The sequence below is a fragment of the Prolixibacter sp. DSM 2831 genome, from assembly GCF_056493735.1.
The window spans coordinates 4,063,929-4,083,128 of record NZ_CM151379.1 but is presented as its reverse complement, the minus strand read 5'-3'; the positions used below and the strand labels follow the sequence as shown (position 1 = coordinate 4,083,128).

The window sequence follows — 19,200 nt, the reverse complement described above, 5'->3', positions numbered from 1 at the left end:
CATCGATTATGAGCCGTTCGCTTAAAAAAGGCCCTTTTATCGACTTTAAATTGGAAAAAAAGGTTCTCACCATGAATGAAGGTGGGAAGAAGTCGGTAATCAAAACGTGGGCCAGACATTCCATGATTTCACCTGATTTTGTAGGCCATACCATCGCTGTTCACAACGGAAACAAGTTTATCCCTGTTTATGTAACTGAGAACATGGTTGGTCACAAATTGGGAGAATTTGCACCTACACGTACCTTCCGGGGTCATGGTGGAAACAAAAAGAAATAAGCCATACCCGCGGTAATGTTAAAATGTAGTAAAAAGTACTAACGATGGGTTCTAGAAAAAGAAAGAGCGCTGAATTGCTCAAAGAAGCAAAAAAACAACAATATCAGGCCGTTCTGCGCAACTGTCCCACTTCGCCGCGTAAAATGCGTCTTGTCGCTGATATGATCCGCGGCATGGAGGTGAATCAAGCTCTGGACGTCCTGAAGTTCTCGTCAAAGGAAGCCTCTCGCGCAGTTGAAAAGCTTTTGCTTTCAGCTATTGCGAACTGGCAATCCAAAAACGAAGGCGTAAGGATTGAGGAAAGTGATCTTTACGTGTCAGAGGTGTTCGTTGATTCGGCACGTATTCTGAAACGTCTGCGCCCGGCACCCCAGGGTCGTGCACACCGTATTCGGAAACGTTCGAACCATGTAACCATCCGTCTGGCCAGTAAGAATGTTGTTGAAGAAATTTCTAAATAATAATACATGGGACAAAAAGTAAATCCGATATCTAATAGGCTTGGAATCATCAAAGGATGGGATTCCAACTGGTTCGGAGGTGACAATTATGGTGATAAACTGGTCGAAGACCACAAGCTGCGGGAATATCTTTCTGCACGTTTGGCTAAAGCAAGCATCTCGAAGATTATCATCGAGCGTACGCTGAAGCTTATCACTATCACCATCCATACCTCAAGGCCCGGTATTATTATTGGTAAAGGTGGTCAGGAAGTTGACAAGTTGAAAGAGGAGTTGAAGAAGATCACCAAGAAAGAAGTTCAGATCAACATCTTCGAGATTAAACGTCCTGAACTCGACGCTCGCATCGTCGCTAATAATATCGCACGCCAGGTAGAAGGCAAAATTGCCTACCGCCGCGCCGTTAAAATGGCCATTGCTTCCGCTATGCGAATGGGAGCAGAGGGTATTAAAGTGCAGGTTTCCGGTCGTTTGAACGGAGCTGAAATGGCTCGTTCAGAAATGTATAAAGATGGCCGTACCCCGTTGCACACCCTTCGTGCCGACATTGACTACGCCCTTGGAGAGGCCCTGACCAAAACCGGTTTAATCGGTGTAAAGGTTTGGATCTGCAAAGGAGAAATCTATGGTAAACGCGACCTGTCACCAAACGTAGGTACACAAAAAGGACCTGGACGCGGAGGCAAACAAGGTGGCGGAGCCAAGAAGCGTAGGAAATAATTTAGTCTGTTAACCATCGAGAAAGTTAGAAAAGATGTTACAGCCAAAAAAAGTAAAGTTCAGAAGAGTACAAAAGGGACGGATGAAGGGGAATGCCCAACGTGGCAATCAACTGGCATTCGGAACCTTTGGTATTAAATCCCTGGAAACAACATGGATTACCGGCCGCCAGATTGAGGCAGCCAGGGTAGCGGTAACCCGCCACATGCAACGTCAGGGACAGATTTGGATCCGAATATTTCCAGATAAACCGATTACCAAGAAGCCTGCAGAGGTACGTATGGGTAAAGGTAAAGGAGCTCCTGAAGCATTTGTCGCACCCGTTACTCCAGGAAGAATCCTGATTGAAGTTGACGGCGTTCCGTTCGAACTGGCGAAGGAGGCATTACGTTTGGCAGCGCAGAAGTTGCCCGTAACGACCAAATTTGTTGTTCGACGCGATTTTGTAGAATCTTCAATTAATGAGTAATGAAAACTTCTGAAATCAGAGAGTTAACCACAGCGGAAATCGTTGAGAAGATCGATAACGCGAATGAAGAGCTGGTTCGGATGAAAATGAATCATGCCGTGAGCCCGCTTGATAATCCGTTGAGAATTCGCCATACCCGCAGAGATATTGCTCGTTTGCAAACGGAACTGCGGAAACGTCAACTTGAAGAAAAATAATTAAGACAATGGAAACAAGAAATCTTCGGAAAGAGCGTATCGGCGTTGTCGTTAGCAATAAGATGGATAAAACCATTGTCGTTGCAGAAAAGCGTAAGGTTAAACATCCTATGTACGGGAAGTTTGTGAATAAAACCAGCAAATTTTATGCACACGACGAAGCTAATACCTGCAACATTGGCGATACCGTAAAAATTATGGAAACCCGTCCTCTGTCGAAAAACAAAGGATGGAGACTAGTTGAAATTTTAGAAAGAGCTAAGTAACCATGATACAGCAAGAAACACGTTGTACAGTTGCCGACAACAGCGGAGCAAAGGAAGCTTTGGTCATTCGCGTTTTAGGCGGTACCCGCAAGCGTTATGCCTCTTTGGGTGACAAAGTGGTGGTAACGGTTAAGAACGCTCTTCCTGGCAGCGACTTGAAAAAAGGGACTGTTTCGAAGGCTGTTGTTGTTCGTACGCGGAAAGAAGTGCGCCGTCAGGATGGTTCATACATTCGCTTCGACGACAATGCAGTGGTGTTGCTTAATGCAACCGGCGAAATGCGTGGAACCCGTATTTTCGGTCCCGTCGCCCGTGAACTGCGTGACAGCCATATGAAAATTGTCTCTTTGGCACCTGAAGTACTTTAAAAAGATTCAGAACAATGCAGAAAAAGTTACATATCAAAAAAGGGGATAGCGTAGTGGTTATATCCGGTAACTCAAAAGGGCAACAAGGAAAAGTGCTCGAGGTAATCCGGGAAAAAGACCGCGCCATCGTCGAGGGAGTCAATCTGGTGTCAAAGCACACCAAACCCAATGCAGAAAACCCACAGGGTGGTATCTTGAAACAAGAAGCCCCGGTGCATATTTCCAACCTGATGTTGGTTGATCCTGCAAGCGGTAAGCGGACTCGCATTGGCCGTCGCCTGAACGACAAAGGAAAATTAGTACGTTATTCGAAAAAATCAGGAGAGGAGATTAAGTAATGGATTACGTACCTACACTAAAGAACAAGTACCGAGATGAGATTATTCCTGCGTTACAGAAGGAGTTTGGTTATAACTCCATCATGCAGGTTCCGAAACTCGAGAAAATTATTATCAACCAGGGAGTTGGTGCCGCTATCGCCGATAAGAAGCTTATCGAGATTGCAGTAGAAGAGTTGACTGCAATTACTGGTCAGAAAGCCGTTACCACTACTTCACGGAAAGATATCTCGAACTTCAAGTTGCGTAAAAAAATGCCGATTGGAGTTCGCGTAACACTTCGTCGTGAAAGAATGTATGAATTTCTCGATCGTCTGATTAGCGTTGCTCTGCCGCGTATTCGCGACTTCAAAGGAGTTAACGACAAATTCGACGGACGTGGAAACTATACACTGGGAGTTACCGAACAGATTATTTTCCCCGAAATCGTTCTCGATAAAGTGACGAAAATTAACGGGTATAATATTACGTTCGTAACCTCGGCTGACACCGATGAAGAGGGATATGCATTGCTTCGCGCATTTGGTATTCCGTTTAAAAACGCTAAAAAGAATTAAAGGATATGGCTAAGGAATCAATGAAAGCACGCGAAGTAAAACGTGCGAAACTCGTTGAAAGATATGCCGAAAAAAGGGCACGCCTGAAAGAAGAAGGTGATTATATTGCACTGAGCAAACTGCCGCGTAACTCATCACGCGTACGTATGCACAACCGTTGCAAACTCACTGGTCGTCCGAAAGGGTACATGCGTCAGTTCGGCATCTCCAGGATTCAGTTCCGTGAAATGGCTTCGGCCGGCCTGATTCCCGGAGTAAAAAAAGCAAGTTGGTAATCATTTAAATTATTGCAAAGATGACTGATCCGATTGCAGATTATCTGACTCGACTGAGAAATGCCCTTAAGGCAAAACATAAAGTAGTAGAGATTCCTGCATCAAACCTGAAAATCGAAATGACCAAAATCCTGAAGGAGAAAGGTTACATTTTGAATTACAAAATTGATGAAGAGAAAAACTACCAGGGAAGCATTAAAATCGCTCTCAAGTACCATCCGGTAGACGGTACACCAGCGATCAAAACGCTGAAACGTATCTCCAAACCCGGACTTCGCCGTTACTGTAACACCGATTCAATTCCGCGTGTACTGAACGGTCTGGGTGTAGCCATTCTTTCCACATCGAAAGGGGTTATCACCGATAAAGAAGCAACGGACCTGAAAGTAGGTGGAGAGATTTTGTGCTACGTTTATTAATAAAGGAGGAATTACAATGTCAAGGATAGGAAAACTGCCCATTGAAGTCCCTGCCGGAGTGACCGTAAACGTAAGCGACGAAAATATCGTTACCGTAAAAGGTCCCCAGGGGGAACTCTCCCAAAAGGTCGATCCCGAAATGGAGGTTTCTGTAGAAGGAAACACCATTGAGGTGAAGCGTCCTACTGAGCAGAAGCGTCATAAAGCGATGCACGGTTTGTACCGTTCATTAATTAACAACATGGTTGAAGGCGTTTCCAAGGGTTATGAAATTAAATTGGAATTGGTTGGTGTTGGTTACCGTGCCGAGAACAAAGGACAGATTCTTGATCTGGTTCTGGGATATTCTCACCATACCTACATTCAGCTTCCTGACGAAGTGAAGGTAGAAGCCGTGACCGACAAGCGAAGCAATCCAATCGTAACACTTAAGAGTGCTGACAAACAGCTCATCGGCCAGGTTGCTGCTAAAATTCGTTCCTTCCGTATGCCCGAACCTTACAAAGGAAAAGGTATCAAGTTTGTTGGAGAGCAGCTGCGTCGTAAAGCTGGTAAATCGGCCAATGTTAAATAATTTGACTTTTGAGTTATGGCTCTTACAAAGCAAGAAAGAAGAGATAGAATTCGTAAAAGAATCAGGACTAAAATTTCTGGTTCTGCCGAGGCTCCTCGCATGAGTATATATCGCAGCAACAAGCAGATTTATGTGCAGCTGATCGATGATGTAGCGGGTAATACCTTGGTTGCCGTATCTTCACTGAATAAAGAAATCGCCTCTGAAAAGGGTACGAAAATCGAGATTGCAGCAAAAGTTGGGAAACTGGCTGCTGAGAAAGCAGTAGCTGCAGGTATCAGTACCGTTAAATTCGATAGAGGGGGATATTTGTATCACGGACGTGTAAAAGCAGTTGCAGAAGCTGCTCGCGAAGGAGGTCTTAAATTCTAAGCATTATGGCAAAGAACATTAAAAAAGTAAAAACCAGCGATCTCGACCTTAAAGACCGGTTAGTAGCAATTAACCGTGTCACCAAAGTCACCAAAGGTGGTAGAACATTCAGCTTTTCAGCTATCGTCGTTGTTGGCAACGAAGACGGAATTGTAGGCTGGGGTCTTGGTAAAGCCAGTGAAGTAACCACCGCCATCGCGAAAGGTGTTGATGCAGCAAAGAAAAATCTCGTTAAGGTTCCGGTTATCAACGGAACCATTCCACACGAGCAAATCGCCAAGTATGGTGGTGCACGAATTTTCCTGAAACCGGCATCTTCGGGTACCGGGGTAAAAGCAGGGGGTGCTATGCGCGCCGTACTGGAGAGTGTTGGAGTACACGACATCCTGGCTAAGTCCAAAGGATCGTCTAACCCGCACAATCTGGTGAAAGCAACGTTCAATGCATTGCTCGAAATGCGCGATGCTTACACAGTTGCTGAACATCGTGGCGTAACCCTCGATAAAGTGTTTAACGGTTAAGAAAGACACCTAGAGAAATGGCAAAAATTCGAATTACACAGGTGAAAAGCGGAATCGGTGCTTCAAAGGTTCAGAAGAAAACCCTGGTGGCCCTGGGACTGAGAAAACTCAACCAGACCATCGAGCATGAGGCTACCCCGCAAATTCAGGGAATGGTTAACAAACTGAAACACCTTGTTAAGGTTGAAGAAGTTTAACGACAAAAAACTTTTTTTCAGATATGGAATTGCATAACATACAGCCTGCAAATGGTTCCACCAAAAGCGAAAAGCGGATTGGCCGTGGTCAGGGCTCCGGTAAAGGAGGTACATCAACCCGTGGTCACAAAGGTGCCAAATCCCGTTCCGGTTACTCACGTAAAATCGGATTCCAGGGTGGACAGATGCCTTTGCAGCGCCTTGTGCCTAAGTTCGGTTTCAAAAATGTGAACCGGGTTGAATACAAAGCTATCAACCTGAGTGTTTTGCAGAAATTAGCCGACGATAAAGGCCTGGAAGCAATCGACGTTGACACGCTCATCGCCGCAGGATTTATCTCTAAAAACGATAAGGTGAAAATTCTCGGAAACGGTGAATTGAGTAAAAAACTCAACGTAAAAGCCCATGCTTTCTCAAAGAGCGCTAAAGAGGCAATCGAAAAATTAGAAGGAACTACTGAAATACTCTGAACCTAATGAAAAAGTTATTCGAGACCCTTAAGAACATCTACAAAATTGAGGATCTAAGATCCCGGTTGACTGTTACCTTTCTGTTTCTGTTGGTTTACCGACTCGGTTCATACGTCTCGTTGCCGGGGATTGACCCCGCGCAGCTTGGTGCACTGAAGGCGCAATCATCAGAAGGACTGTTAGGATTGTTGAACATGTTTTCCGGGGGGGCATTCTCCAATGCATCGGTATTCGCATTGGGAATTATGCCTTACATTAGTGCTTCAATTGTAGTGCAGCTTTTGGGTATCGCAGTTCCTTATTTTCAGAAGTTGCAGAAGGAAGGAGAATCCGGACGTAATAAAATTAATCAGATTACCCGCTATTTGACAGTGGGTATTCTGTTGTTTCAGGCTCCGGCTTACCTGACTAACCTGCACTACCAGCTTCCCGAGACAGCTTTCGCTATCAAAGGGGCTGCATTTACCGTTGCCTCGACGGTGATTCTGACGGCCGGTTCCATGTTTATCATGTGGCTGGGTGAACGAATTACCGATAAGGGAATTGGTAATGGTATTTCGCTGATTATCATGATTGGTATTATTGCCCGTCTGCCTTTCGCACTCTTCGCCGAGTTTGTTAGCCGGTTAGAAGAGCAGGGAGGAGGACTGGTGATGTTCCTGGTCGAGTTTGTATTGTTGTTCCTGGTATTTATGGTGACTATCCTGTTGGTACAGGGTACCCGGAAAGTACCGGTGCAGTATGCAAAGCGGATTGTAGGTAACCGTCAGTACGGCGGTGTTCGTCAGTACATTCCCCTGAAGGTGAATGCTGCTGGTGTAATGCCTATCATCTTTGCCCAGGCGATCATGTTCGTACCGATGAGTATTGCCGGATTTTCCGGTTCGGAATCAATGAGTGGCTTCGTGTCTGCATTCTCGAACTATACCGGATTCTGGTATAATTTTACCCAGTTCATGCTGGTAATCATATTCACCTATTTCTACACCGCTATTACCATTAATCCGGTCCAAATGGCTGAGGACATGAAAAAGAATGGCGGGTTTATTCCGGGAGTAAAACCGGGTAAACGAACGGCTGAATATTTGGATACCATCATGTCAAGAATTACACTGCCGGGTTCCATCTTTTTGGGACTGGTAACGATTCTGCCTGCATTTGCAATGATGATGGGAGTGAACTCTCAGTTTGCGCACTTCTATGGCGGTACATCACTGTTGATTCTTGTAGGAGTTATTCTGGATACCTTGCAGCAGATTGAAAGTCACCTGCTCATGCGTCACTACGATGGCCTGTTGAAAGGTGGTCGTATCAAGGGACGTACCGGTGGCGGTCCTTCTGTAATATAAGGCGGAGGGGAATGATTTACTTCAAAACCAATGAAGAAATCGACCTCATTCGTGAAAGCTGCTTACTTGTAAGTCGCACATTAGCTGAAATAGCACTATATATTCAACCCGGTATCACAACGAATGAGTTGGACCGGATAGCTGAAACGTTCATTCGAAATAATAACGGAAAGCCTGGTTTTCTGGGGTATCAGGGATATCCCAATACCCTTTGCACTTCTGTGAACAACACGGTAGTGCACGGTATTCCGTCCGGATATAAAATAAAGGACGGCGATATTGTTTCCATAGATTGTGGTGTACTCTTAAACGGCTGGTACGGTGATTCATGTTATACCTTTATGGTCGGAAATGTTCCGGAACGTGAAACAACCTTATGCCGGGCAACTTATCGTTCGCTCGAGGACGCCATAACCGCGGCAATTGAAGGAAACCGGCTCGGAGATATAGGACATGCTGTCCAGCGTCATGCCGAACTACATGACTTTACGATAGTGAAAGATTTGGTTGGGCATGGCATTGGGCGGAATCTTCACGAGGAACCAGCGGTTGCCAATTACGGCAAACAGGGGCGTGGAGTGAAGCTCAGGCGTGGGATAGTGTTGGCTATCGAACCGATGCTGAATTCGGGTAAGCCCGGAGTCGTAACCGAAGACGATGGTTGGACCGTTAAAACAGTAGATGGAGAATCGTCAGCTCACTATGAACATACCCTTGTGGTACGGGATGGGAAAGCTGAAAAACTTTCAACTTTTAACTTTATAGAAGAAGCAATTAAAAAAAACAACTTTTTATGGCAAAACAGCCTTCTATAGAACAAGATGGAACCATTATCGAAGCATTGTCAAACGCGATGTTTAGGGTAGAATTACAAAATGGTCACGTAATCACAGCTCACATTTCGGGCAAGATGCGGATGCACTATATAAAGATTTTACCTGGTGACAAAGTAAAAGTTGAGATGTCTCCATACGACCTTACTAAGGGAAGGATCACTTTCAGATATAAAAATTAAAGCGCAGAAAAATGAAAGTAAGAGTATCTATCAAAAAACGTAGTGCCGATTGCAAAATCGTTCGGCGTAAAGGTCGTCTCTACGTTATTAACAAAAAAAACCCGAAGTTCAAGCAACGTCAGGGATAATGTATTAATTTTGTAAGGATTTTTTAATTCGTTAATAATATGGCTCGTATAGTTGGTGTAGATATACCGAACAATAAAAGAGGTGAAATTGCCCTGACCTATATCTTTGGTATCGGTCGCAGCCGTGCACAGCAGATTCTCGAGCAGGCTGGAGTTGACAAAGAGGTCAAGGTAAAGGACTGGGACGATAGCCAGTTCGCTGCTATTCGCAAAGTGATCAATGAAAAATACAAAGTTGAAGGTGAACTGCGCTCCGAATATCAGCTGAACATTAAACGACTGATGGATATCGGTTGCTATCGTGGCATTCGCCACCGTATTGGCCTTCCGGTACGTGGTCAGAGCACCAAAAACAACGCCAGAACCCGTAAAGGAAAAAGAAAAACGGTTGCTAACAAGAAGAAAGCTACTAAATAATTTTAAGTAGATATGGCAAAGAAGTCTGGAAGTTCGAAAAAAAGAGTAGTAAACGTAGAGGCTGTAGGACAGGCTCACGTACACTCTTCTTTCAATAACATCATCATTTCGATGACCAATAATAACGGAGAGGTTATTAGCTGGTCTTCGGCTGGAAAGAAAGGATTCCGCGGATCAAAGAAAAATACACCTTATGCAGCACAGACTGCATCGGAAGAGTGCGCAAAAACTGCTTATGATCTTGGATTACGGAAGGTAAAGGTATACGTTAAGGGACCGGGTAACGGACGCGAATCAGCTATTCGTGCTATCGCGAACGTAGGTATCCAGGTTACCGAGATTGTTGACGTTACTCCGCTGCCACACAATGGTTGCCGGCCTCCGAAACGTCGTCGTGTCTAATTTTTGATGATTTAAAAGAAGAAAATAATGGCAAGATATAGAGGACCACAAACTAAGATCGCAAGAAAATTTGGCGAACCCATTTTTGGGCCAGATAAAGCATTTGAGCACAAGAATTATCCTCCGGGTATGCACGGTAACAACCGTCGTCGCCGGAAGGTGTCCGAATACGGAACCCAGCTTAAAGAAAAACAAAAAGTTAAGTATACTTACGGTGTCCTTGAGAAACAGTTCCGCAACCTTTTCAAGAAGGCGGCGTCACATAAAGGAGTTACCGGTACCGTATTACTTCAGCTTCTCGAGAGTCGTCTCGATAACGTAGTATTCCGTTTAGGAATTGCTCCCACTCGTGCAGCTGCACGTCAGTTGGTAGGCCACAAACACATCGTGGTGAACAACAGTGTGGTAAATATCCCGTCGTACAGTGTACGTCCGGGTGATGTTATCGGTGTTCGCGAAAAATCGAAATCGCTTGAAGTAGTTACCGATTCATTGTCTTCGCAACGTCATAACAAATATCCCTGGATTGAGTGGGATGGGGAAGCTAAGACTGGTAAGTTCCTGAATGTTCCCGAACGGGAAGAAATTCCTGAAAATATCAAGGAGCAGCTTATCGTAGAGTTGTATTCGAAATAAAAATTAATTTAAGGTTTATGGCAATTTTAGCTTTCCAGAAGCCCGATAAAGTGATAATGGTTGAATCCGATGACAAATTCGGCAAGTTCGAATTTCGTCCGTTGGAACCTGGTTATGGTATTACCATCGGTAACGCATTGCGGAGGATTCTGTTATCATCTTTGGAAGGATACGCTATTACCACAATCAAAATCGAAGGGGTAGAGCACGAATTTTCTACCATTCCCGGAGTCATCGAAGATGTAACTGAGATGATCCTGAACCTGAAGCAAATTCGGTTCAAAAAGGAAGTGGAAGACTTCGAAACGGAGAAGGTAACGGTTACCTTGTTCGGCCAGGAGCAATTCAAGGCAGGTGATATCAACAACTTTATCACCGGCTTCCGCGTGCTGAATCCCGAGTTGGTTATTTGCAATATGGAGCCTGAAGTAAAGCTCCAGATTGAACTGACCATCGAAAAGGGACGCGGATATGTTCCGAGTGTTGAGAACAAACCCGTTGAAGAAGAATTCGGTGTGATTCCTATCGATTCCATCTTTACTCCTATCAAGAATGTAAAATATTCGGTTGAGAACTACCGTGTAGAGCAGAAGACCGACTATGAGAAATTGGTTCTTGATATCAAAACCGATGGTTCAATTCATCCCAAAGATGCACTGAAGGAAGCTGCTAAAATTCTGATTTACCATTTCATGCTGTTCTCCGACGAGAAGATTACCCTCGACTCTGATGAGAAATTTGCGAATGAAGAATTCGATGAAGAAGTACTTCACATGCGTCAGCTCCTGAAGACCAAACTCGTCGACCTGGATCTGTCGGTACGTGCACTCAACTGTTTGAAAGCAGCTGATGTAGATACCTTAGGCGATCTGGTTCAGTACAACCGGAATGATTTGCTCAAGTTCCGCAACTTTGGTAAAAAGTCGCTTACCGAACTTGATGATTTACTTGTTGGTATGAGTCTGAACTTCGGGATGGACATCGGTAAGTATAAATTAGACAAGGAATAATAAACAATGAGACATAATAAAGGATTCAATCATTTAGGCAGGACTAGCTCTCACAGGAAAGCGATGTTGTCTAACATGGCCAACTCCCTGATCTTGCACAAACGAATCAGTACTACTGTTGCTAAGGCTAAGTCGTTGCGTTCGTTCGTTGAGCCTATCATCACGAAGGCGAAAAACGATACGACACACAACCGTCGTATGGCATTCCGTTCATTGCGCAGTAAAACAGCTGTTAATGAGTTGTTCCGCGAAGTTATCGTAAAAGTGGGCGAGCGTCCGGGAGGATATACCCGCATTCTGAAAACCGGTAACCGTTTGGGTGATAACGCAGAGATGTGTATCATCGAGCTGGTGGACTACAACGAAAACATGTTGGCTGCTAAGGAAGAAGCTCCTAAGAAAACTCGTTCGAGAAGGGGCGGTTCCAAAAAGAAGAGCAGTGAAACACCTGCCGCAGAGAAACCTGCTGCTAAGGAAGAGACCAAAGCTGCACCGGAAGCCGATACCAAAGAAGAAGCTGTTAAGGCTGATGAGGTATCGGAAGAAAAGGCAGTTGAAGAGCCGAAAGCTGAAGATAAATCTGATGATCAGTCTGACGAAAACGAAGAAAAGGCTGAATAATCGATACAACATTCTACACTCAAAAAAGGGGAGGCATTTTTGCTTCCCCTTTTTTTGTTTTATACGGGTAGATTTATGTTAGAATGCGCGCCAAATCTATCAACCTTTTAACGTTTTTTTTTGTTATGATATTGAATTGACAGGGTTTGAAATATGAGAATATTTAAATAAATTAATTAGATTTGAGAACAACTCAACACCTATTACTATGGACTATATCAAGGAAAAACTCCTGAAGAAGGGGGAGCAGGAGAGACAAATTGTAAAAAAGCTGGTAAAAGAGTACGGTGATCTGCAGCTCGACACTGTTTCGATGGGCCAGGTGCTGACGGGCATGAAAGGCGTTACAAGTTTGCTCACTGTTACTTCGAAGCTGGATCCGGAAAGCGGTATTCGTTTCCGGGGCTATTCGATCCCCGAATTGCAGGAGAAGCTTCCCAAACTAAATCCGGAAGGAGAACCTTTGCCCGAGGGCTTATTTTATTTAATGTTGCTGGATGAGCTGCCGACTGTTGAAGATGTCCAGTATTTGACAAACGAATGGACGAAGCGGAATAAAGTTCCCGGACATGTTTTTGATGTGATCAATGCTTTGCCTCCGACCAGCAAGCCGATGACGCAATTCAGTACGGGTATTATGGCTATGGCCACAGAGTCACTGTTCCAGAAAGCTTATCGCGAAGGCGTCCCGAAAGATGAATACTGGGATACGACCTATGAAGACGTGATGAACCTGATTGCACAGCTTCCGACGATTGCAGCCTATATTTATCGCCGCAACTTCCAGGGAGGTGACATCATCCCGCCAAATCCGAAACTCGATTGGGCTGCCAATTTTGCCCATATGATGGGATACGACAGTGAAGAAGTGTATCGCTTGTTCCGTATGTATTTGTTCCTTCACGCTGACCATGAAGGAGGAAATGTTTCGGCGCACACCACGCACCTGGTATCATCTGCATTAAGTAATCCATTTTATGCGTATGCTGCTGGTATGACAGGATTGGCTGGACCGCTTCATGGGTATGCTAATCAGGAAGTGATTCGCTGGATAAAAGGCATGCTCGAAGAAATTGGCCCATGCGGATGTGCTGACGAAGAAAAAGAGAAAATCGCGAACTATGTGAAAAACTACATCTCGGAAGGAAAAGTAATTCCCGGATTTGGACACGCTGTGCTTCGGGTAACCGATCCCCGTTATGTAGCACAGAAGAAATTCGCTGAGAAATATGTGAAAGATGACCACATGGTTGATGTGGTGAACTGCCTCTACGAAGTCGTGCCTCCGGTATTGCAGTCACTGGGTAAAGTGAAGAATCCATGGCCAAACGTAGATGCCTATTCTGGTTCACTTCTGCAGCATTACGGTATCGATGAATATTTCTTTTATACCGTGATGTTTGGTGTCAGCCGTGCTTTAGGTGTACTGGCACAACTCGTTTGGGACCGTATGTACGGATTACCCATCGAACGTCCGAAATCGCAACCGCTGCAGTGGTTCAAAGACCAGGCGGGAATTTGATAATATTGATTATTCAAACGAAAAGATGGGGGATGGCTAAAATCCCCTATTTTTGTATCAAAATTTTTGAGAATGGCATTTCAGGGAATTCGTGAGTATATCGAGCTTTTAGAGCAAAAGGGAGAGTTAATCAGAATCAGTGAGTTTGTAGATCCGGTATTGGAAATACCCGAGATTGTTGACCGGGTGTCTAAGTCTCCCGGAGGCGGAAAGGCACTGCTGTTTGAAAAAACAGGAACCGATTTCCCGGTTTTGATTAACGCTTTTGGTTCGAACGAGCGAATGGCCCTGGCATTGGGTGCCGATAACCTGAATGCTATCGGAGACGAAATCGAAGACCTCTTTAAGAAGCTGGTAAGTCCCAAAGCCGGCTTGATGGAGAAATTGCGAATGCTTCCCATGCTGGGCCAGATTTCTTCATGGATGCCCAAATCCGTATCCGGAAAAGGGAAATGCCAGGAGGTGGTAATGAAAGAGCCGGATATGGGCAAATTGCCTGTACTGACGTGTTGGCCGGCTGACGGTGGTCCGTTTTTGACCTTGCCCTGTGTTGTGACCCGCGATCCGGAAACAGGTGTTCGCAATGTGGGGATGTACCGCATGCAGGTCTTTGGTTCGGAACTGACCGGTATGCATTGGCACAAGCACAAAACAGGGGCGCGTCATTTCAACGAATACAAGAAACGGGGCGAACGCATGCCCATTTCGGTTGTTTTGGGCGGTGATCCTGCTTATACCTATGCTGCCACGGCTCCGCTGCCCGATAACATCGATGAGTACCTGTTAGCGGGCTTTTTAAGGAAGAAAAGGGTAGAACTGGTAAAATGTATTACCAACGACCTGGAAGTTCCTTCTAACGCCGATTTCGTCATCGAGGGGTATGTCGATCCGGAAGAAGACTTTATCTGGGAAGGTCCGTTTGGTGACCATACAGGTTTTTATTCATTGGCTGATTGGTATCCGAGGTTTCATGTAACGTGTATCACTCATCGTAAAGATGCGGTTTACCCGGCCACGATTGTGGGAATTCCGCCACAGGAAGATGCTTACATTGGTCGGGCAACCGAACGAATTTTCCTGAGCCCGATGAAACTTACCATGATTCCGGAAATGGAAGACATGGAATTGCCTCCGGCCGGAGTAGCGCATAACCTGACCATTTCAAAAATTGACAAGACATTTGCCGGGCAGGCAGCCAAAGTAATGAATGCCATGTGGGGTGCCGGTCAGATGATGTTCAACAAAGTGATGATTGTAGCCGACGGGCAAACCGATATTCACAATTATCCCGAAATTGCCCGGATGGTATCTCAGGTTGTCGATCCGGCGCACGACATTTATTTCACGCAAGGACCAATGGACGTGCTGGACCATTCATCGTCCAAATTCGCTTACGGCTCCAAAATGGGTCTCGATGCCACTCATAAATACGAAGAGGAGCTGTACACCGAACTGACCAATTACCAGGTCCCGAAGAGTTCCGAAATTTCTGTGGAAAACATAAAAAAGGAGATTCCGGAAGTACACGATATCAATGCCAACTTGCTTGATGTAGGCATTTCGTTCGTTGTGGTATCGGTGAAGAAAAATGAACCGGGTTTGGTCAAATCGCTCGGCAAAAAGCTGGCTGCACATGCTGCCTTTAAAGGCGTTAAATTCATTGCCATTGTTGATGAAGAGCTTGATATCCGCGACATGAATTCTGTGGGATGGTATGTTACCGGAAATATCGATCCCAAACGCGACTCACAGATTTTTGAAGCCGAAAACGAAGGCGAAGTTTCTCATCTGGTACTTGACGGAACCCGGAAATCCGGCTCACTGGATAATTTCAAGCGCGACTGGCCCAATCCGGTGGTCTCTTCCATGGAAACCATCCGGAAAGTGGATGAGATGTGGCCCAAGTTAGGCTTGGGTGAACTCATCGAGTCGCCATCATTGCGTTATATTCCCATTCAGAAAGGAGTGGGAGCTATCGCCGAAGAAAAACAAGACTGATTTTTGGAATTGAGATCAGTAGATGACCCCTGAACCGATTTGCTCGTCACTGGTGTACCAGGCCACAAACTGACCGGCGGTGATGCCGCGTTGTTCCTCTTCGAAAAGTACGTAGAGGCCTTCCTCGCGCATGTACATTCGTCCTTTTTCGAGCGGCTGACGATAGCGTATCCGGAAAAGGAAATCTTTTTCTTCCCCGACGGGAATTTCCAAATCGGGCCTGATCCAGTGGATATCTTCTTTGGGAACGAATAATCCGGGGCGGTAAAGTCCGGGATGCGATTTTCCTTCACCTACATATATAATATTCCGGTTAATGTCAGTAGCCAACACGAATAGTGGTTCAGTATAGCCGCCAATATTCAGGCCTTTTCGTTGCCCGATGGTATAAAACTGGGCACCGTTATGCTCGCCAATCACTTTTCCGTTCCAGGGTTTGTAAGGAAAAGCATAGCACAGCTTTTTAAAGTTGTCCGGCGTTTTTCCCACATCTTTCTTCCGGGCCATAAAGTCGGCCGGGATTTCAATCACATTGCCTTTTTTCGGTTCCAGCTTTTGCTGAAGAAAAACAGGTAAGTCCACTTTTCCCACAAAGCAAATTCCCTGAGAATCTTTGCGCTCGGCCGTTATCAACCCCTGTTCACGGGCAATTTCACGCACTTCCGGTTTCATCAAATGTCCTATCGGGAACATCGATTTAGCCAGCTGCTCCTGGTTGAGCTGACACAGGAAATAACTCTGATCTTTGTTTGGATCCGAACCGGCGAGCAAACGATAATACGTTTTTCCGTCTTTCTCCACTTCCGCTTTACGGCAGTAATGTCCGGTAGCTACATAGTCGGCACCGAGCTCCAGCGCTTTCTCCATGAACATGTCGAACTTGATCTCGCGGTTGCAAAGAACATCGGGGTTGGGCGTGTGGCCTTTCCCGTACTCTTCGAACATATAATCAACCACCCGTTTCCGGTAGAAATCCGACAAATCGACTACATGGAAGGGAATATCCAGCTTCTTGGCAATCATTTCTGCAAAGGTGATATCATCTTCCCAGGTACAACTTGATGTAAGGGTTCCGGTGCGTTCTTTCCAGTTAATCATGAACACACCAATCACTTCGTACCCCTGCTGTTTGAGGAGGTATGCGGCAACGCTCGAATCGACGCCGCCCGATAATCCGACTACTACTTTTTCCTTCATGCGTAATAAAAATCAGCGCAAAGGTATTCTTTTTAAAAGAATTGAACAACGAATGAAAATGGACCTGCCTGGTGCTTAGCCTAAATGTGATCGAGGATGTGATGATGGCAGTTGGTGCAATTTCCCTTTTTGTCCAGCCCGGAAATCTCGGTGTAGTATCCGGAACGGTCGATGACCCGCTGGTGACACTTACTGCAAAAGGTAGAGCTGCGCCGGGTATCGGCGAGATTTCCCAGGTAGACGTAATTCAAATGCCGAACGGCAATCTCGAACAAATCGAGCAACGTATTAACCGGTGTAGCAGCGATGTTCTGTTTGAATGCCGGGAAATAACGGGAGAGATGCAGAGGTGTATCTTTACCGGTTTCGTCGGCTATCCAGCGCACCATTTCTTCAAATTCTTCGTAATCGTCATTCATGCCGGGAATCACCAGGTTGGTCAACTCCAGGTGGCCATCGGATTGCGCAATAATGCGGATACTGTTTTTAACCGGCTCGAGTTTTGCATGCGTCATTTTGTGATAGAAATTCTCCGAGAAGGCTTTCAGGTCGACATTGAAGGCATCGATATAAGGCAAGAGTCTCAGAAGCGGAGCCTTGTTAATGTAACCATTGGTCACCATCACTGTTTTCAGCCGGGTATTCAACGCCCGTTTGGCGATTTCATACATGTACTCATAGGCAATTCCAGGCTCACTGTAGGTAAAAGCAACCCCTAAATTATTCTCGTCATTTAACGCAATTTGCACCAATTCTTCGGTAGAGAATAATTTAAAGTTGTCGAACTCGTCGGGCGATACCTGCGAGATGCGGTAATTTTGGCAAAACGAGCATTTCAAATTACATCCAATGGTGCCAATGGAGAGTATTTTGCTTCCGGGATAAAAGTGATAAAGAGGTTTCTTTTCGATGGGATCGGAGCCGTAGGCGGCTACCTTTTCAAAAATTTCGGTATACAAGTCTCCGCCCACGTTTTTCCGTACCCGGCAGGCCCCGCGCTTTCCCTCGTTGATGACACAGTAGTGAGGACACAGTTTACACCGGACAATATTCTGCCCGACCCTATCGTAGTACAATGCATTCTTCATGGGGGATGGTTTTTGCATTTGTCACGCCTTATCAACAATTCAGACTCTCAGGTAGTTCAATGAGGTGCACTGTGGTGAGCAGAACGTATGATTTCTTCTCATGAACTTGCCGGAAGAAAATCATATCTTGATATCAAAGAATATGGTATTTTTACCGCACCGTAACCATGAATGATATTAACAACATATTAGCACAGTCCGAATTTTCCCGGGAGAATATTGTCCGCCTGCTTTCGCTGGAAGGAGAGGAGAAGGTCCTGCTTTTTCGAAGAGCGGCCGAAGTGAAAGCCGTGAATACAGGCTCAGAAGTATATTTCCGCGGCTTGGTCGAGTTCTCGAATGTGTGTGGCAAGAACTGCTACTATTGTGGTATTCGCAAGGACAACGATGAGGTAAAACGTTACAATTTGTCGGATGAAGAGATTCTGGCTGCGGCCCGTTTTGCCTGGGAAAACCAATATGGCTCGCTGGTATTGCAGTCGGGCGAACTGGCTTCTCCGGCTTTCGCTGACCGGGTGGAAAACCTGTTACGGGAAATCAAAAAACTAAGCAACGGTGAGTTGGGGATTACCATATCGTTAGGCGAACAGTCACCTGAAGTGTATCGTCGCTGGTTTGAAGCCGGTGCACACCGCTACCTGTTGCGAATCGAATCATCAACACCAGAACTGTACCGGAAAATACATCCGAACGACAAGTTGCACGATTTCGATACCCGGATAGCTTGCCTGCGTTCGTTGCAGGAAATCGGATACCAAACCGGAACCGGCGTTATGATTGGACTCCCTTTCCAAACGCTCGAAAACCTGGCTGATGATCTGCTTTTCTTCAAAGCCTTCGATATTGACATGGTAGGAATGGGACCATATCTCGAGCATGCCAAAACCCCCTTGTATTCCTACTGGGAAACACTCATGCCATTGCAGCAACGCTTCGATTTATCGTTGAAGATGATTGCCGTTTTGCGGTTACTCATGCCCGACATCAATATTGCGGCGGCAACAGCATTGCAGGCCATCGATCCGCTGGGGCGCGAAAAAGCGGTGAAGGTAGGTGCCAATGTCATCATGCCGAACATTACGCCCGGGTTGTATCGAAACGATTACGCTCTGTACCAAAACAAACCCTGCGTTGACGAAGAGCCCGAAAAGTGTAAGGGATGTCTCGATGCCCGCATCGCATTGGCAGAAGGTGAAATCGGCTATGGCAAATGGGGCGACTCCAAACATTTCCATAAGCGGGTAAAAGCTTCCTCCCGTTAATATTCCATTATTTTCATTAAGTGTGGCAAACTGTGGAAGGGCAACAGATCTGTGGAATTCCATTCCACAAAGT

The 19,200-nt window shown here is 45.5% G+C and carries 30 protein-coding genes; 28 read left to right on the top strand and 2 right to left on the bottom strand.

The features are described 5' to 3' along the window. Positions 1-8 precede the first annotated feature (8 nt). The 27 genes from rpsS (at position 9) to AC060N_RS16725 (ending at position 15,580) form a co-directional block, all read left to right on the top strand. Positions 9-278 (top strand): 30S ribosomal protein S19, encoded by a 270-nt coding sequence (gene rpsS / locus AC060N_RS16855; RefSeq protein WP_106540260.1) that lies wholly within the window; start codon positions 9-11, stop codon positions 276-278. A gap of 44 nt (positions 279-322) precedes the next feature. Next, positions 323-739: a 50S ribosomal protein L22 gene (rplV, locus tag AC060N_RS16850; RefSeq protein ID WP_106540259.1), complete on the top strand. Its 417-nt coding sequence runs from the start codon at positions 323-325 to the stop codon at positions 737-739. 6 nt (positions 740-745) lie between these two features. Further along, positions 746-1,459 (top strand): 30S ribosomal protein S3, encoded by a 714-nt coding sequence (gene rpsC / locus AC060N_RS16845; protein WP_153640176.1) that lies wholly within the window; start codon positions 746-748, stop codon positions 1,457-1,459. A 34-nt stretch (positions 1,460-1,493) separates the two neighbouring features. Continuing rightward, entirely contained in the window at positions 1,494-1,928 is a 435-nt protein-coding gene (gene rplP / locus AC060N_RS16840; protein WP_106540257.1) for a 50S ribosomal protein L16, read from the top strand. Then, a complete protein-coding gene (gene rpmC, locus AC060N_RS16835; RefSeq protein ID WP_025863441.1) occupies positions 1,928-2,125 on the top strand; it encodes a 50S ribosomal protein L29 in 198 nt (65 codons plus the stop codon). Before rplP ends, rpmC begins: the two co-directional genes overlap by 1 nt. Positions 2,126-2,133: 8 nt before the next feature. Next, positions 2,134-2,391 (top strand): 30S ribosomal protein S17, encoded by a 258-nt coding sequence (rpsQ, locus tag AC060N_RS16830; protein WP_027585463.1) that lies wholly within the window; start codon positions 2,134-2,136, stop codon positions 2,389-2,391. A 2-nt stretch (positions 2,392-2,393) separates the two neighbouring features. Next, on the top strand, positions 2,394-2,759 hold the full coding sequence (rplN, locus tag AC060N_RS16825) for a 50S ribosomal protein L14 (protein WP_106540256.1): 366 nt from the start codon (positions 2,394-2,396) through the stop codon (positions 2,757-2,759). Positions 2,760-2,773: 14 nt separating this feature from the next. After that, positions 2,774-3,097: a 50S ribosomal protein L24 gene (gene rplX, locus AC060N_RS16820; RefSeq protein ID WP_106540255.1), complete on the top strand. Its 324-nt coding sequence runs from the start codon at positions 2,774-2,776 to the stop codon at positions 3,095-3,097. Continuing rightward, the gene (gene rplE, locus AC060N_RS16815; RefSeq protein WP_106540254.1) at positions 3,097-3,654 is read left to right on the top strand and encodes a 50S ribosomal protein L5; all 558 of its coding nucleotides are present in this window, start codon (positions 3,097-3,099) and stop codon (positions 3,652-3,654) included. The genes rplX and rplE overlap by 1 nt, the downstream gene beginning before the upstream one ends. A gap of 5 nt (positions 3,655-3,659) precedes the next feature. After that, entirely contained in the window at positions 3,660-3,929 is a 270-nt protein-coding gene (rpsN, locus tag AC060N_RS16810; protein ID WP_106540253.1) for a 30S ribosomal protein S14, read from the top strand. A gap of 20 nt (positions 3,930-3,949) precedes the next feature. Continuing rightward, entirely contained in the window at positions 3,950-4,348 is a 399-nt protein-coding gene (gene rpsH / locus AC060N_RS16805) for a 30S ribosomal protein S8 (RefSeq protein ID WP_106540252.1), read from the top strand. 16 nt (positions 4,349-4,364) lie between these two features. Continuing rightward, complete coding sequence (gene rplF, locus AC060N_RS16800) at positions 4,365-4,922, top strand: 50S ribosomal protein L6 (RefSeq protein WP_106540251.1); 558 nt, start codon at positions 4,365-4,367, stop codon at positions 4,920-4,922. A gap of 15 nt (positions 4,923-4,937) precedes the next feature. Next, complete coding sequence (gene rplR, locus AC060N_RS16795; protein ID WP_106540250.1) at positions 4,938-5,294, top strand: 50S ribosomal protein L18; 357 nt, start codon at positions 4,938-4,940, stop codon at positions 5,292-5,294. Positions 5,295-5,299: 5 nt separating this feature from the next. Beyond that, positions 5,300-5,815, top strand: a complete 516-nt coding sequence (gene rpsE / locus AC060N_RS16790) for a 30S ribosomal protein S5 (protein ID WP_106540249.1) — start codon at positions 5,300-5,302, stop codon at positions 5,813-5,815. 17 nt (positions 5,816-5,832) lie between these two features. Continuing rightward, positions 5,833-6,012 (top strand): 50S ribosomal protein L30, encoded by a 180-nt coding sequence (gene rpmD / locus AC060N_RS16785; RefSeq protein ID WP_106540248.1) that lies wholly within the window; start codon positions 5,833-5,835, stop codon positions 6,010-6,012. Positions 6,013-6,035: 23 nt separating this feature from the next. Continuing rightward, positions 6,036-6,482 carry a 50S ribosomal protein L15 gene (rplO, locus tag AC060N_RS16780; protein ID WP_479524798.1) on the top strand — a complete coding sequence of 149 codons (447 nt, stop codon included), beginning with the start codon at positions 6,036-6,038 and terminating at the stop codon, positions 6,480-6,482. A gap of 5 nt (positions 6,483-6,487) precedes the next feature. Next, complete coding sequence (gene secY, locus AC060N_RS16775) at positions 6,488-7,831, top strand: preprotein translocase subunit SecY (RefSeq protein ID WP_106540246.1); 1,344 nt, start codon at positions 6,488-6,490, stop codon at positions 7,829-7,831. 11 nt (positions 7,832-7,842) lie between these two features. Then, positions 7,843-8,646 (top strand): type I methionyl aminopeptidase, encoded by an 804-nt coding sequence (gene map, locus AC060N_RS16770; protein WP_479524797.1) that lies wholly within the window; start codon positions 7,843-7,845, stop codon positions 8,644-8,646. Next, a complete protein-coding gene (gene infA, locus AC060N_RS16765; RefSeq protein ID WP_027585466.1) occupies positions 8,625-8,846 on the top strand; it encodes a translation initiation factor IF-1 in 222 nt (73 codons plus the stop codon). The genes map and infA overlap by 22 nt, the downstream gene beginning before the upstream one ends. 11 nt (positions 8,847-8,857) lie before the next feature. Continuing rightward, positions 8,858-8,974 carry a type B 50S ribosomal protein L36 gene (ykgO, locus tag AC060N_RS16760; RefSeq protein WP_081782363.1) on the top strand — a complete coding sequence of 39 codons (117 nt, stop codon included), beginning with the start codon at positions 8,858-8,860 and terminating at the stop codon, positions 8,972-8,974. A 39-nt stretch (positions 8,975-9,013) separates the two neighbouring features. Next, positions 9,014-9,391: a 30S ribosomal protein S13 gene (gene rpsM, locus AC060N_RS16755; protein ID WP_106540244.1), complete on the top strand. Its 378-nt coding sequence runs from the start codon at positions 9,014-9,016 to the stop codon at positions 9,389-9,391. 12 nt (positions 9,392-9,403) lie between these two features. After that, complete coding sequence (gene rpsK / locus AC060N_RS16750; RefSeq protein ID WP_106540243.1) at positions 9,404-9,793, top strand: 30S ribosomal protein S11; 390 nt, start codon at positions 9,404-9,406, stop codon at positions 9,791-9,793. 27 nt (positions 9,794-9,820) lie between these two features. After that, a complete protein-coding gene (gene rpsD, locus AC060N_RS16745) occupies positions 9,821-10,429 on the top strand; it encodes a 30S ribosomal protein S4 (RefSeq protein WP_479524796.1) in 609 nt (202 codons plus the stop codon). Between the two features lie 17 nt (positions 10,430-10,446). Continuing rightward, positions 10,447-11,439, top strand: coding sequence for a DNA-directed RNA polymerase subunit alpha (locus AC060N_RS16740; protein WP_153640170.1), 993 nt, complete (start codon positions 10,447-10,449; stop codon positions 11,437-11,439). A gap of 6 nt (positions 11,440-11,445) precedes the next feature. Further along, positions 11,446-12,060: a 50S ribosomal protein L17 gene (gene rplQ / locus AC060N_RS16735; RefSeq protein WP_463228125.1), complete on the top strand. Its 615-nt coding sequence runs from the start codon at positions 11,446-11,448 to the stop codon at positions 12,058-12,060. A 208-nt stretch (positions 12,061-12,268) separates the two neighbouring features. Further along, complete coding sequence (locus AC060N_RS16730; protein WP_106540239.1) at positions 12,269-13,582, top strand: citrate (Si)-synthase; 1,314 nt, start codon at positions 12,269-12,271, stop codon at positions 13,580-13,582. A 72-nt stretch (positions 13,583-13,654) separates the two neighbouring features. Beyond that, on the top strand, positions 13,655-15,580 hold the full coding sequence (locus AC060N_RS16725; protein ID WP_479524795.1) for a menaquinone biosynthesis decarboxylase: 1,926 nt from the start codon (positions 13,655-13,657) through the stop codon (positions 15,578-15,580). Positions 15,581-15,595: 15 nt separating this feature from the next. Here the strand turns inward: AC060N_RS16725 and mnmA are convergent, their stop codons facing one another. Both mnmA and amrS read right to left on the bottom strand, forming a co-directional pair. Beyond that, a complete protein-coding gene (gene mnmA / locus AC060N_RS16720) occupies positions 15,596-16,777 on the bottom strand; it encodes a tRNA 2-thiouridine(34) synthase MnmA (RefSeq protein ID WP_479524794.1) in 1,182 nt (393 codons plus the stop codon). 80 nt (positions 16,778-16,857) lie between these two features. Then, positions 16,858-17,865 (bottom strand): AmmeMemoRadiSam system radical SAM enzyme, encoded by a 1,008-nt coding sequence (amrS, locus tag AC060N_RS16715; protein ID WP_479524793.1) that lies wholly within the window; start codon positions 17,863-17,865, stop codon positions 16,858-16,860. 167 nt (positions 17,866-18,032) lie between these two features. On the opposite strand from amrS, the gene hydE reads away from it, so the two are divergent. Then, the gene (gene hydE, locus AC060N_RS16710; RefSeq protein ID WP_479524792.1) at positions 18,033-19,127 is read left to right on the top strand and encodes a [FeFe] hydrogenase H-cluster radical SAM maturase HydE; all 1,095 of its coding nucleotides are present in this window, start codon (positions 18,033-18,035) and stop codon (positions 19,125-19,127) included. The last annotated feature ends 73 nt before the right edge of the window (positions 19,128-19,200 follow it).

What these genes read in the sequence shown, in the direction of transcription:
- rpsS (WP_106540260.1), top strand. Translation starts at nt 9, where the DNA reads ATGAGCCGTTCGCTTAAAAAAGGCCCTTTTATCGACTTTAAATTGGAA.
- rplV (WP_106540259.1), top strand. Translation starts at nt 323, where the DNA reads ATGGGTTCTAGAAAAAGAAAGAGCGCTGAATTGCTCAAAGAAGCAAAA.
- rpsC (WP_153640176.1), top strand. Translation starts at nt 746, where the DNA reads ATGGGACAAAAAGTAAATCCGATATCTAATAGGCTTGGAATCATCAAA.
- rplP (WP_106540257.1), top strand. Translation starts at nt 1,494, where the DNA reads ATGTTACAGCCAAAAAAAGTAAAGTTCAGAAGAGTACAAAAGGGACGG.
- rpmC (WP_025863441.1), top strand. Translation starts at nt 1,928, where the DNA reads ATGAAAACTTCTGAAATCAGAGAGTTAACCACAGCGGAAATCGTTGAG.
- rpsQ (WP_027585463.1), top strand. Translation starts at nt 2,134, where the DNA reads ATGGAAACAAGAAATCTTCGGAAAGAGCGTATCGGCGTTGTCGTTAGC.
- rplN (WP_106540256.1), top strand. Translation starts at nt 2,394, where the DNA reads ATGATACAGCAAGAAACACGTTGTACAGTTGCCGACAACAGCGGAGCA.
- rplX (WP_106540255.1), top strand. Translation starts at nt 2,774, where the DNA reads ATGCAGAAAAAGTTACATATCAAAAAAGGGGATAGCGTAGTGGTTATA.
- rplE (WP_106540254.1), top strand. Translation starts at nt 3,097, where the DNA reads ATGGATTACGTACCTACACTAAAGAACAAGTACCGAGATGAGATTATT.
- rpsN (WP_106540253.1), top strand. Translation starts at nt 3,660, where the DNA reads ATGGCTAAGGAATCAATGAAAGCACGCGAAGTAAAACGTGCGAAACTC.
- rpsH (WP_106540252.1), top strand. Translation starts at nt 3,950, where the DNA reads ATGACTGATCCGATTGCAGATTATCTGACTCGACTGAGAAATGCCCTT.
- rplF (WP_106540251.1), top strand. Translation starts at nt 4,365, where the DNA reads ATGTCAAGGATAGGAAAACTGCCCATTGAAGTCCCTGCCGGAGTGACC.
- rplR (WP_106540250.1), top strand. Translation starts at nt 4,938, where the DNA reads ATGGCTCTTACAAAGCAAGAAAGAAGAGATAGAATTCGTAAAAGAATC.
- rpsE (WP_106540249.1), top strand. Translation starts at nt 5,300, where the DNA reads ATGGCAAAGAACATTAAAAAAGTAAAAACCAGCGATCTCGACCTTAAA.
- rpmD (WP_106540248.1), top strand. Translation starts at nt 5,833, where the DNA reads ATGGCAAAAATTCGAATTACACAGGTGAAAAGCGGAATCGGTGCTTCA.
- rplO (WP_479524798.1), top strand. Translation starts at nt 6,036, where the DNA reads ATGGAATTGCATAACATACAGCCTGCAAATGGTTCCACCAAAAGCGAA.
- secY (WP_106540246.1), top strand. Translation starts at nt 6,488, where the DNA reads ATGAAAAAGTTATTCGAGACCCTTAAGAACATCTACAAAATTGAGGAT.
- map (WP_479524797.1), top strand. Translation starts at nt 7,843, where the DNA reads ATGATTTACTTCAAAACCAATGAAGAAATCGACCTCATTCGTGAAAGC.
- infA (WP_027585466.1), top strand. Translation starts at nt 8,625, where the DNA reads ATGGCAAAACAGCCTTCTATAGAACAAGATGGAACCATTATCGAAGCA.
- ykgO (WP_081782363.1), top strand. Translation starts at nt 8,858, where the DNA reads ATGAAAGTAAGAGTATCTATCAAAAAACGTAGTGCCGATTGCAAAATC.
- rpsM (WP_106540244.1), top strand. Translation starts at nt 9,014, where the DNA reads ATGGCTCGTATAGTTGGTGTAGATATACCGAACAATAAAAGAGGTGAA.
- rpsK (WP_106540243.1), top strand. Translation starts at nt 9,404, where the DNA reads ATGGCAAAGAAGTCTGGAAGTTCGAAAAAAAGAGTAGTAAACGTAGAG.
- rpsD (WP_479524796.1), top strand. Translation starts at nt 9,821, where the DNA reads ATGGCAAGATATAGAGGACCACAAACTAAGATCGCAAGAAAATTTGGC.
- AC060N_RS16740 (WP_153640170.1), top strand. Translation starts at nt 10,447, where the DNA reads ATGGCAATTTTAGCTTTCCAGAAGCCCGATAAAGTGATAATGGTTGAA.
- rplQ (WP_463228125.1), top strand. Translation starts at nt 11,446, where the DNA reads ATGAGACATAATAAAGGATTCAATCATTTAGGCAGGACTAGCTCTCAC.
- AC060N_RS16730 (WP_106540239.1), top strand. Translation starts at nt 12,269, where the DNA reads ATGGACTATATCAAGGAAAAACTCCTGAAGAAGGGGGAGCAGGAGAGA.
- AC060N_RS16725 (WP_479524795.1), top strand. Translation starts at nt 13,655, where the DNA reads ATGGCATTTCAGGGAATTCGTGAGTATATCGAGCTTTTAGAGCAAAAG.
- mnmA (WP_479524794.1), bottom strand. Translation starts at nt 16,777, where the DNA reads ATGAAGGAAAAAGTAGTAGTCGGATTATCGGGCGGCGTCGATTCGAGC.
- amrS (WP_479524793.1), bottom strand. Translation starts at nt 17,865, where the DNA reads ATGAAGAATGCATTGTACTACGATAGGGTCGGGCAGAATATTGTCCGG.
- hydE (WP_479524792.1), top strand. Translation starts at nt 18,033, where the DNA reads ATGAATGATATTAACAACATATTAGCACAGTCCGAATTTTCCCGGGAG.